The sequence below is a fragment of the Paenibacillus sp. 1_12 genome (genome assembly GCF_900114475.1).
Taxonomy (GTDB): Bacteria; Bacillota; Bacilli; order Paenibacillales; family NBRC-103111; genus Paenibacillus_S.
Map to the genome: position 1 here is coordinate 56,329 of NZ_FOTE01000007.1, position 16,978 is coordinate 73,306.

The 16,978-nt window shown below is 41.7% G+C and carries 15 protein-coding genes; 9 read left to right on the plus strand and 6 right to left on the minus strand.

Annotated features, from left to right (window positions below; all coding sequences use genetic code 11):
• The first annotated feature begins 186 nt into the window (after positions 1–186).
• Positions 187–1,317, plus strand: coding sequence for a hypothetical protein (locus tag BM210_RS16880; RefSeq protein ID WP_091170444.1), 1,131 nt, complete (start codon positions 187–189; stop codon positions 1,315–1,317).
• A gap of 100 nt (positions 1,318–1,417) precedes the next feature.
• On the opposite strand, the gene BM210_RS16885 is transcribed toward BM210_RS16880, so the two are convergent.
• The gene (locus tag BM210_RS16885) at positions 1,418–2,638 is read right to left on the minus strand and encodes an IS256 family transposase (protein ID WP_091170447.1); all 1,221 of its coding nucleotides are present in this window, start codon (positions 2,636–2,638) and stop codon (positions 1,418–1,420) included.
• Between the two features lie 218 nt (positions 2,639–2,856).
• Here BM210_RS16885 and BM210_RS16890 point away from each other — a divergent pair, with 218 nt between their 5' ends.
• The 5 genes from BM210_RS16890 (at position 2,857) to BM210_RS16910 (ending at position 9,099) form a co-directional block, all read left to right on the plus strand.
• The gene (locus BM210_RS16890) at positions 2,857–4,218 is read left to right on the plus strand and encodes an arsenic transporter (protein ID WP_091171029.1); all 1,362 of its coding nucleotides are present in this window, start codon (positions 2,857–2,859) and stop codon (positions 4,216–4,218) included.
• A gap of 28 nt (positions 4,219–4,246) precedes the next feature.
• Positions 4,247–4,924 carry a hypothetical protein gene (locus tag BM210_RS16895; RefSeq protein ID WP_091170449.1) on the plus strand — a complete coding sequence of 226 codons (678 nt, stop codon included), beginning with the start codon at positions 4,247–4,249 and terminating at the stop codon, positions 4,922–4,924.
• 275 nt (positions 4,925–5,199) lie between these two features.
• Positions 5,200–5,628, plus strand: coding sequence for a cell wall hydrolase (locus BM210_RS16900; protein ID WP_091170451.1), 429 nt, complete (start codon positions 5,200–5,202; stop codon positions 5,626–5,628).
• Between the two features lie 190 nt (positions 5,629–5,818).
• Positions 5,819–7,444 carry an MDR family MFS transporter gene (locus BM210_RS16905; protein ID WP_091170453.1) on the plus strand — a complete coding sequence of 542 codons (1,626 nt, stop codon included), beginning with the start codon at positions 5,819–5,821 and terminating at the stop codon, positions 7,442–7,444.
• Between the two features lie 188 nt (positions 7,445–7,632).
• The gene (locus BM210_RS16910) at positions 7,633–9,099 is read left to right on the plus strand and encodes an SGNH/GDSL hydrolase family protein (RefSeq protein WP_177237853.1); all 1,467 of its coding nucleotides are present in this window, start codon (positions 7,633–7,635) and stop codon (positions 9,097–9,099) included.
• A gap of 33 nt (positions 9,100–9,132) precedes the next feature.
• Here BM210_RS16910 and BM210_RS16915 read toward each other — a convergent pair whose 3' ends face one another.
• Complete coding sequence (locus tag BM210_RS16915) at positions 9,133–10,299, minus strand: glycosyltransferase (protein WP_091170457.1); 1,167 nt, start codon at positions 10,297–10,299, stop codon at positions 9,133–9,135.
• Positions 10,300–10,526: 227 nt separating this feature from the next.
• Here BM210_RS16915 and BM210_RS16920 point away from each other — a divergent pair, with 227 nt between their 5' ends.
• Positions 10,527–11,183, plus strand: coding sequence for a phosphatase PAP2 family protein (locus tag BM210_RS16920; RefSeq protein ID WP_091170460.1), 657 nt, complete (start codon positions 10,527–10,529; stop codon positions 11,181–11,183).
• An 84-nt stretch (positions 11,184–11,267) separates the two neighbouring features.
• Here the strand turns inward: BM210_RS16920 and BM210_RS16925 are convergent, their stop codons facing one another.
• Together BM210_RS16925 and BM210_RS16930 are read right to left on the minus strand one after the other, a co-directional pair.
• The gene (locus BM210_RS16925) at positions 11,268–11,759 is read right to left on the minus strand and encodes a C40 family peptidase (RefSeq protein WP_091170461.1); all 492 of its coding nucleotides are present in this window, start codon (positions 11,757–11,759) and stop codon (positions 11,268–11,270) included.
• A 262-nt stretch (positions 11,760–12,021) separates the two neighbouring features.
• A complete protein-coding gene (locus BM210_RS16930) occupies positions 12,022–13,578 on the minus strand; it encodes an ABC-F family ATP-binding cassette domain-containing protein (RefSeq protein ID WP_091170463.1) in 1,557 nt (518 codons plus the stop codon).
• Positions 13,579–13,847: 269 nt separating this feature from the next.
• Here BM210_RS16930 and BM210_RS16935 point away from each other — a divergent pair, with 269 nt between their 5' ends.
• Together BM210_RS16935 and BM210_RS16940 are read left to right on the plus strand one after the other, a co-directional pair.
• Positions 13,848–14,642 (plus strand): helix-turn-helix domain-containing protein, encoded by a 795-nt coding sequence (locus BM210_RS16935; protein WP_091170465.1) that lies wholly within the window; start codon positions 13,848–13,850, stop codon positions 14,640–14,642.
• Between the two features lie 101 nt (positions 14,643–14,743).
• Complete coding sequence (locus BM210_RS16940) at positions 14,744–15,160, plus strand: organic hydroperoxide resistance protein (RefSeq protein WP_091170467.1); 417 nt, start codon at positions 14,744–14,746, stop codon at positions 15,158–15,160.
• A 127-nt stretch (positions 15,161–15,287) separates the two neighbouring features.
• Here the strand turns inward: BM210_RS16940 and BM210_RS16945 are convergent, their stop codons facing one another.
• Positions 15,288–15,839, minus strand: coding sequence for a hypothetical protein (locus BM210_RS16945; protein WP_091170470.1), 552 nt, complete (start codon positions 15,837–15,839; stop codon positions 15,288–15,290).
• Between the two features lie 148 nt (positions 15,840–15,987).
• Positions 15,988–16,914, minus strand: coding sequence for a methyl-accepting chemotaxis protein (locus BM210_RS16950; protein ID WP_091170473.1), 927 nt, complete (start codon positions 16,912–16,914; stop codon positions 15,988–15,990).
• Positions 16,915–16,978 lie beyond the last annotated feature (64 nt).

Below are 16,978 nucleotides of genomic sequence, written 5' to 3' on the forward strand. Positions count from 1 at the left end.
AATAGAATTGAATTAATACTAACCATAAAATAGTCGCCATTCGCGGCTATTTTTTAATCCAATTGATGTATCTAGTTTGCTGTAAAATTTATCTTGTCAGGGGCAGTTTCACTATGCATGACCATGACCAGGTGCATATACATGGGATAAACTATCCAATCTATGATGCTAGAAAGGGGATATTAGATGCAATCTATAAATTCTGATGGCCTCAAGTGGCTGGTCGAAAAAGTGGTGTGTATTAATAGGGAAGGGCCCGAATCTAAAAAGGGATGGCTCGTTTCCGTTAAAGACGATCATCTTGTGTTACAAACTGAAGAGGAGTATTTATATTACCAAACGAAGAACATAAAAAGTATTACTGTTGAAAGTAGTGAACCTATAGGTGCAACTAATCACTACAATAAGAAGTCGCTTTATTTAGATGCAACAAGCTTTAAGGACATCTTGGATAAAATGAGCTTTCGGAGGGTTCAAATCAATCAAGGTGATCCTGAGAGCGTAAATGGGATACTAAGCCGTCTATTTGAGAATCACATTGACCTTGTTCAAGGGCATGAGGTAATTAAAGTAGCGATGCCTCATATTAAAAATGTTAGCTATAATCTCCGTAAACAAGTGGCACATTCAAATAAGGATTCACAGGCTGAAAAGATTGCAAATAACAAGACTGATGACGTAACTGAGTCTATAGAATTGAAAGAACAGACAACAATGCAGGAGACGAAATCAGCATTTGAAAATCACGTTAATCTTAAAGATTCTCAGGCTGGGGAGATTGCCGATAACCAAATTAATGCCGTAATTGAGTCTACAGAATTGAAAGAACAGACGAGAGTGCTTCAGGATCAAGATCTTGATTCTGTTGTAGGTGATGAACGAACAGTAGCCCTGCCATTATTTGTGGACCATCCAAGTCTGGATACTACTTCAGAGCAAGTAGTGGTAGGTTCTAGCCAAGATATCTTGGGCATGAAACTTCCAGTCTCCAACTATTCTGAGGAAATGTATCATCATCCGTTTGTTGAACAAACTGTCCATAAAAAAGGAACTCGTCGTTCTCGTAAATCCAAGCTTATTAAAAGGAATCGTAAAACTAATCGTAAAACTAATCGTAAAACTAATCGTACAACAACATCTCGAAGAAAAAAATGGATAATTAAGACCAAATTAATAAGAACCTCAAAAGCTGCAAAGAAAATTAAAAAAATAAAAATTACAATATTATGGAGCAAAAAGCGGCAACCTTCGAAGGCTGTAGTACTACGATTTGTTTGGCTTAATCCAATTATAAAAATGCATTTTCATCGAAAATAACATGATGGAAGGGGGAGGAACTTGTGATCCCTGTGGGTCTGTCAAATCTTTTGTGTAAACTCTTTTACAGACCTTCCCCCGAGGGGGAAAATTTCGAAAATTAGCGCAAATGCTGGCCAATTCGTTCGGGAAAGAAAACCGACAGCTGAAGCAGCATTTGGCCCCAGTTCTGTACGCGGCCTGTCCATTTGCGGGTGACGTCCATCGTGGCTAGATAGAGCATCTTGAGCAACGCCTCGTCGGTCGGGAAAATACTTTTTCCTTTTGTCACCTTCCGGAGCTGACGGTGGTAGCTTTCAATAATGTTGGTCGTGTAGATCAGCTTTCGAATCTCGGGTGGGTACTTGAAGAATGTTGCGAGTTCGTCCCAATTCGTGCGCCAAGACCGGATGATCAGTGGATATTTACTTCCCCAGATTTCTTCAAAGCGGTCTAATTCCAGCAAGGCTGCATCCTCGGTTGTTGCTTTGTAAATCGGTTTTAAATCGGCCGTTACCTTCTTAAGGTCCTTGTACGACACAAAGCGGGTGGAATTTCGGATCTGGTGGATGATGCATTTTTGGATCTCCGTTTGGGGATAGCAGGCAGCAATCGCTTGGGAAAAACCTGTGAGATTATCCACGCAGGTAATTAAAATATCTTGCACGCCGCGGTTTTTTAGGTCATTTAAGACCGTCAACCAGAACTTGGATGACTCATTTTCGCCTATCCACATCCCCAGTACATCTTTGCTTCCGTCTAAGTCAATGCCGATCACCATGTAAGCTGCTTTATTCACAATATGTCCGTCCTGCTTGACTTTGAAGTGGATCGCATCCAGAAAAACAACCGCATAGACGCTTTGCAGCGGACGGTTTTGCCACTCTTTATTGAGGGGAACGATTTTGTTGGTCACGTTGGAGATCATCGTCGGCGATACGTCAATACCATACAGCTGCTCCAGGTGGTCCTGGATATCCCGCGTGCTAACTCCCTTCGCGTACATGGCAATAATCTGGTCCTCAATGCCCGTTACATTCGACTGGTGTTTCTTCACAACGAGGGGTTCAAACTCGCCTTGGCGATCTCGCGGGACTTGAATTTCCTGTTCGCCGTATTCGCTCGTTATGTTTTTTTTACTTTTACCGTTACGGCTGTTCGGGGTCTGTTTGTTCTTCGTATCATGCTTGTCGTAGCCTAACTGGGTGTCCATTTCGGCTTCCAGCATTTCCTGCAGGGTTTCAGCAAATAGATCCTTTAAGGCATTTTGTGCATCTTGCGCGGTGACCAGCTTGTTCTCCTTAATGAACTGACGAAGCTGTTGTTTGGTCCATAATCCCATGTGTGCTCCCCTACCTTTCCTATAATTTCATTTTAATAGGTTTTGGAGTTTACACAATCTATTTTATAGACTCATCCCTGTAATCTTTTTATTACTCAGTGGAATGTCGTTGTATATGCTCTTAAAGCCTGTGTCGGCTGCTGCACTTCCAAATGCAAACAAGGTGCAAACGGACCATTTTGTGAATCAGGCTTTACAAAGCATGGCGAAGATAAATGATTAATGTAGATTTGTTATGGATGCTTATTATATTCGCTCTTACGGTGATTTTTATCATGTGGAGGCCGTTTGGAATTAATGAATCTATCCCTACTTCCATCGCAGCATGTATTATTCTTTTATTAGGAATCGTTCCACTTGGTGATATTCTAAATATATTTGAAATTGTTAGTGGGGCTTCAATCACGATTCTTTCCACCATAGTTATGTCTATAGTATTAGAAAGCATTGGTTTTTTTCGGTGGGCGGCTACTAATTTGTCGGCAAAGGCTAACGGATCTGGAATTAAATTATTTTGGTATATTAATTTGCTTTGCTTTTTAATGACGCTGTTTTTTAACAACGACGGCAGCATTCTAATTACAACACCTATTATTATTCGAACGCTCTCTTTACTCCAGTTAAAGCCGCATCAAAAAATTCCGTATTTAATCTCAGGTGCATTAGTAGCAACAGCAGCTAGTGCCCCTATCGGGGTCAGCAATTTAGCCAATTTGATTGCTTTAAAAATTGTAGGTCTTAATTTAAACTCTTATGCTGCTATGATGTTTGTTCCCTCAATGCTGGGCGTTGGGTGTATCACGATTTCGCTCTTCTTTTTGTTCAAAAGGGACATTTCAATTAACGTTTCCACGATTAAATATAAGGAGACCGCATTCTCGGTATATACTTCAGGTAAGCTAGCACATCCTTTGTTACCCAAACGGGCGAAGGAAGAACCTATCGATTGGAAGATGTTCCGACTTTGTATAGGGATAGTAGTAGCAATTCGTATCAGCTTTTTCGTGCTCGCCCCATGGGGTATCCCAACTGAATGGCCTGCCATTGTCGGAGCGATACTATTAATTGTAATAAGATGGTATAAGAAAAGGATGGGAGTAATGGATATATTGAAGAAAAGCCCATGGCACATACTATTATTTGCATTTAGCATGTATGTGATTATATATGGTCTTCATAACGTTGGAATGACGGCACTTATCATAAATCAATTCGGAGACAGCGTCGGAAAAAGTCCACTTTATGCAATTTTTATCATGGGATTTTTGCTTACTATCTTATCTAACATATGCAATAACCTTCCTTCTATAATGATTGGTACACTAGCTATTAAAGAGATGGGCTTGGATCTCCATACCATGCAAGTGGCTTATTTAGGCAATGTAATTGGTTCTGATATCGGATCATTGTTATTACCTATGGGAACCCTCGCTACACTTCTTTGGATTCACACCTTAAGACAATACAATATCGCAATGAACTGGGGGAAATACTTGAGAGTAACATTGTTTGTCGTTCCAGCTAGTTTGATCCTAAGTCTATTCGGACTTTACGTTTGGACAACGTACTTTATATTTTAATTTTTATAAGAGGGAGGTATGATTAAACATGACATTTTTAAGATCTCTTGTTGGTAAACCCATTGAATTGGAAATTTCAGGTCAGATTCATCGACTAGGTATCCTAATAGATTATAGCCCGGAAATAATAGTTCTATTTGATGGAACCAATTACTTGTATATGCCCTTCGGACATATCCGGAATATTAGACTTGCCTTAAAGTCATTACCACAATCATCAGAATATACTTACCAACGAGCAGACACAATTCTTGATGGTGATGATGAACTATCTTACCGGAAAATATTAAATGAGTCCATGGGGATGCTTCTACAAGTTTATATCTCTAATAATCAATCGGTTTACGGATATATAACAAAAGTATTAAAGGACTATGTTGTCTTTCAGTCTTCTGTATATAAAACATTATTTATCCCTATGTTTCATATAAAGTGGCTGATTCCATATCCAGAGAACAAGGCACCTTATACTCTAAAAAACGAGGTATTACCGATCGCGCCATCCCAATTCCGATTAGCTGGAACTTTCGAGGAGCATCTTAAGAGCTTGGAAGGGAAAATGGTTGTATTTGATTTAGGTACCAGCACAGATAAAATCGGCTTGTTGAAAACTATCCAGAACCAAATGGCTGAAATTATCACTGCAGATCAAAAAGTATTATATTGGAATATTCATCATATCAAAATGGCATGTTTTCCTGAGTAATACTCCCTCCTTCGAAAGGCAACATCCTATCATTGATCGTGGTAGTGAATTCATAATTTAATATATGCATGATGTTAAAAGTTGTACTAGATATCAATCTATTCTTTTAAAAGTCCACTTCTAACTATACAAGCTTAATAAGCATCTGATAGACTCTTTTATGAGACCGATAGCATCAATAAAACTGGACAGCGGAAAAATATTTAAATAGGTACCTATTGTCCCATAGGTCTAAATGCAACGCCTCCTCGATAAATAAATAGTGGGGTGATACTATGGCGGTTGTAAAGGCCCGAGATCAGGACATTAATTTATTGGCTAGGCTGCTTCGTGCTGAAGCAGAGGGTGAAGGTGATCAAGGTATGCTGATGGTAGGCAACGTAGGGATAAATCGAATTCGAGCTAACTGCTCTGATTTTAAGGGACTTCGGACGATTCCCCAAATGATTTATCAGCCGCATGCTTTTGAAGCTACACAGCATGGCTATTTTTATCAAAAAGCAAGAGAAAGAGATGTGAGGTTAGCTAAAAGATCCGTAGAGGGAGAAAGGGTTTGGCCGGCCAAATTCAGTCTGTGGTATTTTAGACCTGAGGGTGATTGTCCAGATGAATGGTATAATCAGCCTTTAGTAGCAAGGTACAAAGCTCATTGTTTTTACCAGCCGACCTCTGAAACCTGTGATAATATTTACAATACGTTTTAAGAATTACGGAGTCGAAAGGCTCTTTTTTTCATTTCTGGGTCAATACGACAATGCCCAATTAAAGCAGTACTGTAAGAAACCTCATAAACCGATAAAACCGATTATTCTATCTCACGGAATAGTCGGTTTTTTTAGTTTAGTTTCACTTCGGAGGGGGAATGATATCTTAAAAAGTCAAGAGGTGATGTTTATGGAGCATTTATCATCAAGTAAAAAAGTGACGATTATGATTGCATTAATGGCAGCGATGTTTTTTGCAGCCATTAATCAAACCATCGTAAGTACAGCGATGCCGCGAATTATTGCGATTCTTGGAGGGATAGAGTATTATACTTGGGTTATTACGATGTATATGTTGACATCTACAATCGCCACGGTGCTTGTGGGTAAGCTATCCGATATTTATGGACGTAAACCGTTTTTGTTAACGGGAATTGTATTTTTCGTTATCGGAGCGTTCCTTTCCGGAACAGCATCCACCATTTTTCACTTAATTACTTATCGGGGTATACAGGGTTTAGGCGGCGGTATACTGATGTCAGCAACGGTAACGGCTGTAGGCGATTTGTTCGCTCCACGAGAGCGGGCAAAATGGACCGGAGTTATGATGGCGATATTTGGGTTTTCGAGTGTGATTGGTCCTACGTTGGGCGGATTTATGATCGATCATATGGCTTGGCATTGGGTTTTCTGGATTTTCCTTCCACTTGGTTTGGTGGTTTTTGTGATGATTTGGTTCATGTTTCCCAAAACCTCTCGGGTACAAACGGAATCGATTGATTACTTGGGGTCGTTGTTTCTGTCGTTAGCTATTATTGCTTTGCTGCTCGGATTTTCTTGGGCTGGCTCCAAATATACATGGGGATCATCACAAATCCTTGGTCTTCTTGCGGCTGCCGCCGTTTGTTTAATCATTTTGATTCTCATTGAACGCAAAGCTAAAAGTCCTGTGATGCCGCTGTCCCTGTTCAAAAACTCAATCGTAACGATTTCCAACAGTGTCGGATTTCTTATGAACGCAGGGATGATGGGTGCTATGATCTATTTACCATTTTTCGTGCAAGGTGTCAAAGGGGTTTCACCAACCAATTCTGGTTTTGTCAATATGCCGATGTCGATAAGTATGATTGTTCTCAGCACGTTATCGGGGCGATGGATATCCAAATCAGGTAAATACAAGCGGTATGCGATTATAGGAATGCCTTTCTTGGTAGCGGGTCTGGTGATGATGGCTTTCATGAACAGTATACCAATGGCTGTTGCCAGTATGCTTGTATTCGGGATAGGGTTAGGAATAGCGATGCCGGTGTTTACGTTAACCGTACAAAATGCGGTCTCGCCTTCTGATTTGGGTGTGGCAACAGCTACCGCGACATTGTTCCGAAATTTGGGTGGCACCATAGGTATTGCCGTAATGGGTACCATAATGAACAGCACACTAACTAAAAAATTGAATGCTGCAATGACTTCCGGACAAGGAGTCGATTTAACGAAGCTGGATCCGGCAATAGCTAGTCAGCTATCAGGTTTTTTAAATCCGCAAATACTTCTGGATCAACCGAAACTCAAAGAGCTGCAAACCACATTACCGCCTAATATAGAGCCGCTGTTTCTTCAACTTATTGCTATGCTGCGTTCAGTGCTCAGTGATACGCTGACTGTTGTGTTTCTGTTTGGTACTGCACTTTTGGTGTTAGCATTTCTGCTGGTCCTGTTCTTAAAGGAAATTCCGTTACGCACCTCCAATGATGTGAAGAAGGAGCAGCCAGAAGAAGAAGAAGTTCTGAAAAGAAAAGTCAAAGCACCTGCACATTAAAAAACCTGTTTAGAAACCTGCCTAAAATCCGCGCCCAGCGCGGATTTTTATTGCAGCAAACGTATAAACGTTACGCTATAAATCCATATACGCTTTATACAACGTTATGCATAACTTTCCTTGTATGTACTTTTTGGTTAATATGTATAAGTCAATGAATTTTTTGAGTAAGAAAGGAAATGGTACGATTGAGTAATATTTATTTTAAACTGGTAAAGCTATGTGTAATAGGTTCCATCATCTTTTCTTTACCGTTAACTGCATTTGCATCCAATGAAACGAATCCAAGCATTCGACTATTTTATGAAAGCTCCAAGTCTGGTAAGGTCATCGATTTTGTGGGTGACAGTACGACGGAATCAGCCCCTGCTATGTTTAAGCGCTTTTTAGAGCAATATGCTGTCACAGGCGGAGCGCTTCAAGGCGTAACGATAAATAATCGTGGAGCAAGCGGCAACACGCTGCATAACTTTGTTAACGATAACACCGCTAATGGAAATTCGTTGGGTAAGGTTATTAAAGATAACGCGGATTTGTACATTATTTCTTATGGGATTAACGACATTCGCAGAAGCTCCACCACCGGAGCAAGTGGTCCAACTCAAATTAAAGCGGATCTTAAGACAACTATCGATCGTTTGCTAAAAGAAACAAAGGGGAGTATTCTACTACGCACACCGAATACTTTTTTATCAAGAAATCCCGTGGATTCTGTCCTGGTATCGCCTATAGAAAATGCACAGCTATATTCTGATCAATTATGGGGAATTTATGAAAGCTTTAAAGACTATAGCGATCGGGTAGATGTTATTGATATCCCCAGTTTAGTATTTGGTCGAAAAGCAATGCCAGAACACATTTTAATGCAGGATATATTACATCCCAACGATGCTGGCTATCAAGCTATAGCGGATGCTATCGCTGACCGAATCACGGGAGGAACGGCAGCGGGAGAATGGCATTATATGGCTTATGACCCGAAAACCTTCACTATTGAATTAAGACAAGCGACTCCCATTTATGATGATTGGCAGCAGCTTAACCACAAACCTGTTTCCTATGTAGAACCGCAAATTTTGACCGTATTGAAGGAAAAGATCGACGAGGGGAATGCAGCGGGGACCTGGTATCAGGTCCAAACCTGGCTTGGTGAAAAATGGATTCACGCTGTCCGACCGATTGTACGTTATACCGAATGGGTCCATAACATTCATCCAGTCAACAACAAACAAACAACAGTGAAAGTGATGAATGGAACCTTGTTGTACAAAGACGCTTATACCGACACGAGCACAGGGTATTCCATTAATCCGCAGTCTGTGGAAGTGATTGACGTAGGGAATTATATGTATAAAATCAAGACCTGGTATGGTGATTTATGGATTCCATCCAGTGCAACGAATACCCTGCTGGATAACCATTATGGAAAATTTGCGGGTTCGAATAAGGTTGTTCCAGTTGACCAAGTTATTAATCTAACAACGACCACAGCTTTGTCCGAATTACCTACAACATTGGCAGCAAAAAGTTTAGGAGCGCTCTCGCCCCAAATGGTACGAGCTTTTGAAAAAAAAGGGGATTGGTATCATATCCATACCAACTGGACAGGCGATGCATGGCTGTACTATCCCATTGTCACCAATATGAAGCTTTAAGTACGGTAGAGCTTCTTCGTTAGAGTGAAAAGGCTATCTCGATTTTTTAGCCCTGATTACTGCGGCCACGGCTTGTTTCATGGCGATTCCTGCTCGATTCCAGGAATGATTTCGCATATCGCTTCGACCTTGTTTTCCTTTTTGGCGACAAATTGCTGGATGCTGATAAGCAAACCTCATCTGTTTTTTTAAATGTTTTAGGTTAGGCTCAGCCCAAAGCTGTCCACGCTGAGCGAACAAATTGCGGAAATTTCGGGATATAGATTTCTTCATACTAAGAACCGGAGGCTGCAGCTTGTAGTCAATCAGTAACGAATTTTTAGCGTTCAGAAAGTCCATTTGACCGCCCCAACGGGTAGCGATTACAGGGAGCCCGCTGGACAATGCTTCTAGAAATGGCAGGCCGACACCTTCTCCTCGTGTAGGAAGAACAAACGCATTCCCGGTCGCATATAGAGCTTTGAGCTTTTGAGGACTTGTATGGCCGGTAATCAGATGTAATGGAGCAGTATGGCCGCATCTGCATTTTTTCTTGTAGGCATGGATGCGTCTGTGAATAGAACTACCGGATTCTTTTGAACCGATTCCATTGGTTTTGATCACTAAAGCAACTCGGTCCTTGGGAGAGAATTCTTCCCAGTAAGCTCTTAATAAAGTTTCGGGATTTTTACGGTGTTGGAATGTAAAAACAGAAACAAATACAAAGGTCCCTTTCTTTAAAGACAGGGGCAGCTTTCTGTTGCTAGGAGTAAAAGCTTGAGTGTTCACCCCATGAGGAACGATAAATACGGGAACCTTGACTCCACTGGCTTTCATTGCAGTCTTGTTCTGTACAGAAGGCACAATAACCGCATCATATCGGTTCATATAAGGGCGCCAATTTGTAGGTATACGTGTTGTTTCCCAAACGGTATTCAGTACAATATAACGATATTGTTTACGAGCTTTTTTCAAGTCCAGCGTGTTCGGTAATCCATGGTAGATTAAAATGTGTGTCTTTTTGGGTGCAATTGGCTTTTTGACTAAAGAACTAAGAACACCAAGCTTGTTCCTTGTATAGAGTAGAGGTCTGCTCCGGTTCGTCGCCACTTTCACGTCTACTCCTTGTCGATGCAAGGCTAGGGCATACTCTCGGCTTGCGGTACCAATTCCAGTTGATTTCAGAACAGGACCGTTCCAAATGACTTGATAATTTTTCACAGTTAACCATCCTTATGGAGCAATAGCTCCCTTTTATTTTAAAATGGTTGTAAATCGTTTGCGATATCCTATGCTTGCCGGGCAGCCTTGGTAAGGGCTAGGAGAATTTTCATCAGCTTTTCGTTTTCTCATCATTTCGTCATCGTTATCCAGTGGGTTATTCTAATTTTTCAAATGATTAAAGGTTGGGCAGGGAAGTATATACTGGAAGCGGGAGGAGGGAATATATGAATATTAAGCAGCAGCTTGCGAGTGCTTTTATTATCAGTGTTATATGTGCAGTTTGTTTCGGTCTGATTGCTTTACTGATTCATGATCGTCGATTGGATGCATTTGATCAAACAATTCTTCAGTGGATTCAAGGACTCGAATCACCAGCCTTAACGAACGTAATGAAGGGATTTACCTTAATTGGATCCGGTATGGTTGTCGCTATTTTGGTTCCTAGCGTTGCTGTATTTTTATACTTTGTGTTGGGGCATCGAAGGGAGCTCGTCTTTTTCATAGGGGTTATTATAGGCTCTTCATTATTAAATGAGGTGTTGAAAATTATCTTTCATCGGGCTCGTCCTACTATTCATCGTATCATTGAGGCAACCGGCTACAGCTTTCCAAGTGGACATTCGATGGCTGCGTTTACACTATATGGTGTCGTTACTTTTCTTTTGTGGAGACATGTATCGAGTGTTTTTAAACGTAGTATGCTGATCTTATTCAGTATGCTGATGATTCTAATGATCGGTATAAGCCGCATTTATTTAGGTGTACATTATCCAAGCGATGTATTGGGTGGATACATGGTGAGTGGCTCCTGGCTTGCGGCATCCATATGGTTCTTTCATAAATATGGTTATGCTGGAGCTGCTAAGAAAGTTCATCCTTGACAAGTTACTACTCAAATGCAGCCTACCTCCGAAGAGGCAGAGCTGCTTATACAATCCTATATGTCTGATAGTGCCGTTGTAATACTACAAAACGCGCCGTGCTGTCTTGTAATGAGAGCTCCACCAGCCGGAGTTCATATCTGATATGGTGACCCCCGGTCCACCGTACGTGTGTAAAATCTTACCATTCCCCATATAAATAGCCACATGATGAATTGGTGAATAGAAGAACACCAGGTCACCAGGCTGCAGCTGATTCCTGGATACATAGCTGCCAACCGTAGATTGCTGCTTTGAAGAGCGCGGGAGTTGGATACCGTATTGTTTATATACATGTTGAGTAAAGGAAGAGCAATCAAATACATTCGTTGTCCCCGTTGGCGCGCCATACATATAAGGAACTCCCATAAGACGTTTTCCTGTAGCTATTATTTGACTGGCTTTGCTGGAATTGATTGCAGCGGCGGATGCTGCCTCTACGGCACCATTCCCCATAAAGCTGCCTGACCCTAATAGTAAAGTAAGACTGAGAGCAACACTTACTGACCATTTTCCTACACGGTGATTTACGAACATACGATTTCCTCCTCTGGATCATGTTGTTAGTTAGGTGATCACCTGTGCCCACTATAGCACATCGTAAAAACCCTTTATTTACTAACAGAGACTCAGAGGCATGCGTAGTATGGTTTTATTTCACTTTATTAAAAAGAAATAAGAAAATTCTAATAGTAACTGTCTTTACGAACAGAAAGGATTGTGGCATAGTTAACTCTCATTTTTCACATAAAAAAAGAATCGCTCTTTTGTAAAGAGCAATCCTTGTGGGGGAACAAGTTTAAAACACCTTTGTCGTCCATGATTCACAGTTCCAGGTTTCGGTAACGACATCACGATAAAACTCAGGTTCGTGGGAAATTAACAGGATGCTGCCCTTGTAAGCTTTTAGAGCCCGCTTCAGTTCATCCTTGGCATCCACATCCAAGTGATTCGTCGGCTCATCGAGCACGAGCAGATTCGTTTCGTTGTTGATCAGCTTGCAAAGACGAACCTTTGCTTTTTCGCCGCCGCTGAGCACGACAATTTTACTCTCGATATGTTTGGTTGTGAGTCCACACTTGGCCAACGCCGCGCGCACTTCAAACTGCGAAAAAGAAGGGAATTCCTTCCACACTTCTTCAATGCAGGTATTGTAATTGGCGTCCTTCATTTCTTGCTCGAAGTAGCCAATATTCAGATGTTCACCAAGCCTTACTGTACCTGACAGAGCCTGAATCTCACCTAAAATACTCCGAAGTAGTGTCGTTTTACCGATACCGTTCGCACCTACAAGTGCAATTTTTTGACCGCGCTCCATACGAAGATTGAGTGGTCTGGATAAAGGGCTGTCATAACCGATGATGAGATCCGTTGCTTCAAAAATCAGCTTTCCAGACGTTCTCGCGTCCTTGAAGTTGAAAACTGGCTTCGGTTTTTCTTTGGCGATTTCGATGATTTCCATCTTATCAAGCTTCTTTTGTCTGGACATTGCCATATTTCTTGTTGCCACACTCGCTTTATTACGAGCTACGAAGTCTTTCAAATCGGCGATTTCCTGCTGCTGACGTTTATGAGCGGATTCCAACTGCTGTTTTTTCATTTCGTGGACCTGCTGGAAGTAGTCGTAATCGCCAACATAGCGGTTTAACTCTTGATTTTCCATATGATAGATCAGGTTAATGACACTGTTCAGGAACGGAATGTCATGTGAGATCAAAATAAATGCATTATCATACTCCTGCAAGTATCGCTGCAACCATACAATATGCTGCTCATCCAGATAATTCGTCGGCTCATCTAGAAGCAGGATGTCTGGTTTTTCTAGCAGCAGCTTGGCAAGTAAAACCTTCGTACGCTGTCCACCGCTTAGGTCATTGACGTCCTTATCCAATCCAATATCGGTAAGTCCCAGTCCGCGAGCGGTTTCGTCGATCTTGGCATCGATCATGTAAAAATCTTGATTTGTCAATGTATCCTGAATCGTCCCAACATCCTCAAGCAGTTGTTCAAGCTCCTCTGGAGTTACATCGCCCATTCTTGCGTACATGTCGTTCATTTCTTGTTCCATATCGAACAGGAATTGGAAGGCGCCCTTAAGAACATCACGCATCGTTAGACCCTTACTGAGCACCGCGTGCTGATCAAGGTATCCTACTCGCATACGCTTGGACCATTCAACCTTGCCCTCATCTGGCTGAAGCTTACCCGTAATAATGTTCATGAAGGTGGACTTGCCTTCACCGTTAGCACCAATAAGTCCAATGTGCTCGCCTTTAAGCAGGCGGAATGATACATCTTTGAAGATCGCACGATCTCCAAAACCGTGACTTAGTTTTTCTACGTTTAATATGCTCATCATTGACACCTTTTCTTATAAACTTTGTTCTCACTTATTATAAGCTGTAAAGGAGGAATAACTCAATATCGGAAACAACAACTGTCCAGCCCCGTCTTCCAATCGCTGTTGCAGCTGTATTCATAATTGAATAAAAGGTATAAAATGGAAAATGTGAGAGAATGGAATGTGGTAATATCTATGAAATTATTTATTTTCTAAAATATGTTTTTGTGTTAGAATAAACGGGAACAAACGTTCCGATAAAATAGAGAGAAGGTGCGGGATTGATGACGGAACGGTATTCAGAAATAGATCAGGTGATTGCCTACATCCATCAGCATATCGATGAACCGATCTCTTTGTCCCAATTAGCATCTCATCTTGCCTATAGTCCATATCATTTCACTCGTATTTTCAAAGAAAGAATGGGTCTATCCCCATTATATTATGTGTCTTCACTCCGATTGCAAAAAGCAAAGGATTTGTTGCTTCGTACGAATTTGAGTGTTCGGGATATTGGATTAGAAATTGGACAGCAAAGTCTGGGAACCTTTACGACGCGGTTCACCGAACGGGTAGGCATGACGCCGACCGACTTTCGAAACTCAACACTTGAAGCGAGCAGCGAGTTCCGTTCTTTACATAACCTTAAAGACTTGTGTACTTCTCACTCTGATAACAATCATTATGGAAGAATAGAAGGGACCATCCAATCCACGATTCCTTTTGATGGTGTCATACTGATCGGCTTATTTCCCAAACCTATTCCTGAAGGACTACCCTTACACGGAACATTGCTGTTTTCATTGGGAGATTTTTGTTTTACGGGCGTACAACCAGGCACCTATTATTTGATGGCGACATCGGTCTCCTGGGGAATGCAGGCTACGGACATACTGCTTCCTCATACAACCTTACGTACTCGTTCAAGAGAGCCGATCGTAGTCCAATCCTGCTCCGACGTTCCACATCAGCAAGTTACGCTTCACGTTCCCCGCTTGGATGACCCTCCCATCCTGATTTCCCTTCCCTTGCTGATGAGTAACTTCCTCAATCGAACTATGCAGCATAGTAATCGATAAGCCATCCCAGAATCGTAGAGAATGAAATGCCCGCTAAATGGTAACTATAATACATGTTTAACCTATAAAATAAAAATACATTTAAGCAGGGAGCAGCCAGCTTGGAAAAATTGTATACAGCTACCGTAAAAGCATCAGGTGGAAGAGATGGCAAGGTTGTGTCCAGCGATAACATTCTGAATCTTGAAGTAAGGATGCCTAAAGAATTAGGAGGTGCAGGTGGTGCGGCTACCAATCCTGAACAGCTTTTTGCAGCCGGATATGCTGCGTGTTTTGAGAGTGCATTAAACTTGGTGTGCAGAACACAACGAATCAAGGTGGAAAGTACAGAGGTTACGGCCCACGTCACTATTGGTAAGGAAGCAGATGGCGGATTCGTGCTTGAAGTGAAATTGGATATTGCCTTACGGGGGATTGAAACCTCAGTAGCAAAAGAATTGGTTGAAGCCGCACATCAAGTATGTCCATACTCCAAAGCAACGAGAGGTAATATAACCGTCGAACTACATCTTGTTTAACTTTATACTGTGTACCAGCTGAAGACTGCCGGAGACACTTAGGTCCTTAACTGGCTGCTGCTTCAGCTTGTACACTTTTTTTGAAATATTCCCTTCAGTACACATGGATATGTTCCTCTAAACCCGATTACTTTTTCACCACGATATATTGTCTTTCCTGCCATTCAAATTCGTCTCCTAGTTCAAATATATTCAAGTCGAGTACAAGATCAAGCTTGCTGTTTCGCGGTTCTTCGAATCTCTCAATTCCATGTGCCCAACAAGCAAAGAGCTCTGCATCTTCACCTGATTCGAGAATGCGGTTAAGGTAGGTGAAAAGCTCTGTCAAACATTTTTTGCCCAGTAGATAAGATTGTGGCCTAATTTCTTGATTCCGTTTGCTGATACTGAACGAGCCTCCGTCGTGATCAACCTGATAAACGAACGGATGCCGAAAATGCCGTGAAGTATCCTGATTGGTAAGTGGACCGCTGATATAAAGGCCGGCAGCATCCTCCTCCGTCTCATATACCTCAGTATTCTGTTCATAAAGATGAGTGAGTTCGATTGTGGCGGGTAGTGAGTTAGCCTGGGGTGGATGCAGTTCCAGAGCATCTTTAAGCTTCATTATGGTTTTCTTTTTACCGAAAGATCCTGTTGGCAGCTTTTTATCTGAGGCTATATAGTAGAAGAGGGTCATGGTTTGCTCCTTTATCTGTACACAATCAGTTGATTCTCGGAAAACGAGATCGTTCGAATTCTAATCATGAGACAAGGATACCTTACGGATATCCCCATCCATTCAATCATGGTTGAGCCATCTATGGATCAGACCGAATTTCGCGTACTTACAGTAGCTCACCTAATGCGTGAGCCTGTTTATCCAATTGTTGTGCAGCAAGGCCGATACCCGTAAATTCATCAACTGCCTGCTGAGTAAGACGTTGACTGTCAGTAATTAAGGTTTGCGAACGTTTTGTACCTTTTGCAATTTCTGTTACCTGAGCAGCAATTCCCTCCAAATTAGAGTTCACTTCCGCTGTCGCTTCCTCTGCCTGCTTAGCCAACTTACGAACCTCGTTTGCCACCACGTTAAAGCCGCGTCCATGTTCTCCTGCGTGCGCGGCTTCGATAGCGGCATTCAAAGCCAACAAATTTGTTTGTGAAGCGATATCCCGAATTGTCCTCATGATCCCGCGAACGGAGCTAGCCTTATTTTCCAATAGCTGCAGCACTTGGATGTTGTCATTAGCCTCTTTGACGACACTTTCAACGGCTGATGCAATTTGCTGGCTGCTAAAAATCCCTTCCTCTGCACGTTGTAAAAGGTCATGTGCCATCTGCTGCAAATCACTTGTAACTTGGGTGGTGGCATTCTCACGAGCTGTGATGTCCGTTGCCACTTTAATTACGGCTTGCACTTGACCTTCTGCGTCAAAAACCGGGCTATAGGTAGCCTCGAACCATAATAAACGTCGATTTTTTGTAACTCGTAATATTTTTTCCTGAAAAGGATGTCCGCGCTTAAGATCATTCCATAGCGCGGCATACTCCGGACTATTGACAAACTCTGGTGTACAGAACTGTCGATGCATCAATCCTGGCATTTCGGCTGTTTCATAATCCATAGTCTTTGCAAAGTTATCATTTGCCCATAATACTTTACCGTGGATGTCGAACTCGATCATGGCCAATGACCGATCAATGGCTGAAAGCACAGCTTTCTCATCAAGCACTTGGTTGCTTGTATGCTTATCATTTGTTGCACTAATCATGTAGGGCTCCTTCTTGAGTATAATATATGCATAGATTATGTATAGATTTATATAATAAAATATA

Bases quoted from the DNA above. Each gene is read 5' to 3' on its own strand.
- BM210_RS16895 (WP_091170449.1), top strand. From the start codon at position 4,247: ATGACATTTTTAAGATCTCTTGTTGGTAAACCCATTGAATTGGAAATT.
- BM210_RS16880 (WP_091170444.1), top strand. From the start codon at position 187: ATGCAATCTATAAATTCTGATGGCCTCAAGTGGCTGGTCGAAAAAGTG.
- BM210_RS16935 (WP_091170465.1), top strand. From the start codon at position 13,848: ATGACGGAACGGTATTCAGAAATAGATCAGGTGATTGCCTACATCCAT.
- BM210_RS16950 (WP_091170473.1), bottom strand. From the start codon at position 16,914: ATGATTAGTGCAACAAATGATAAGCATACAAGCAACCAAGTGCTTGAT.
- BM210_RS16925 (WP_091170461.1), bottom strand. From the start codon at position 11,759: ATGTTCGTAAATCACCGTGTAGGAAAATGGTCAGTAAGTGTTGCTCTC.
- BM210_RS16945 (WP_091170470.1), bottom strand. From the start codon at position 15,839: ATGACCCTCTTCTACTATATAGCCTCAGATAAAAAGCTGCCAACAGGA.
- BM210_RS16920 (WP_091170460.1), top strand. From the start codon at position 10,527: ATGAATATTAAGCAGCAGCTTGCGAGTGCTTTTATTATCAGTGTTATA.
- BM210_RS16900 (WP_091170451.1), top strand. From the start codon at position 5,200: ATGGCGGTTGTAAAGGCCCGAGATCAGGACATTAATTTATTGGCTAGG.
- BM210_RS16930 (WP_091170463.1), bottom strand. From the start codon at position 13,578: ATGAGCATATTAAACGTAGAAAAACTAAGTCACGGTTTTGGAGATCGT.
- BM210_RS16905 (WP_091170453.1), top strand. From the start codon at position 5,819: ATGGAGCATTTATCATCAAGTAAAAAAGTGACGATTATGATTGCATTA.
- BM210_RS16885 (WP_091170447.1), bottom strand. From the start codon at position 2,638: ATGGGATTATGGACCAAACAACAGCTTCGTCAGTTCATTAAGGAGAAC.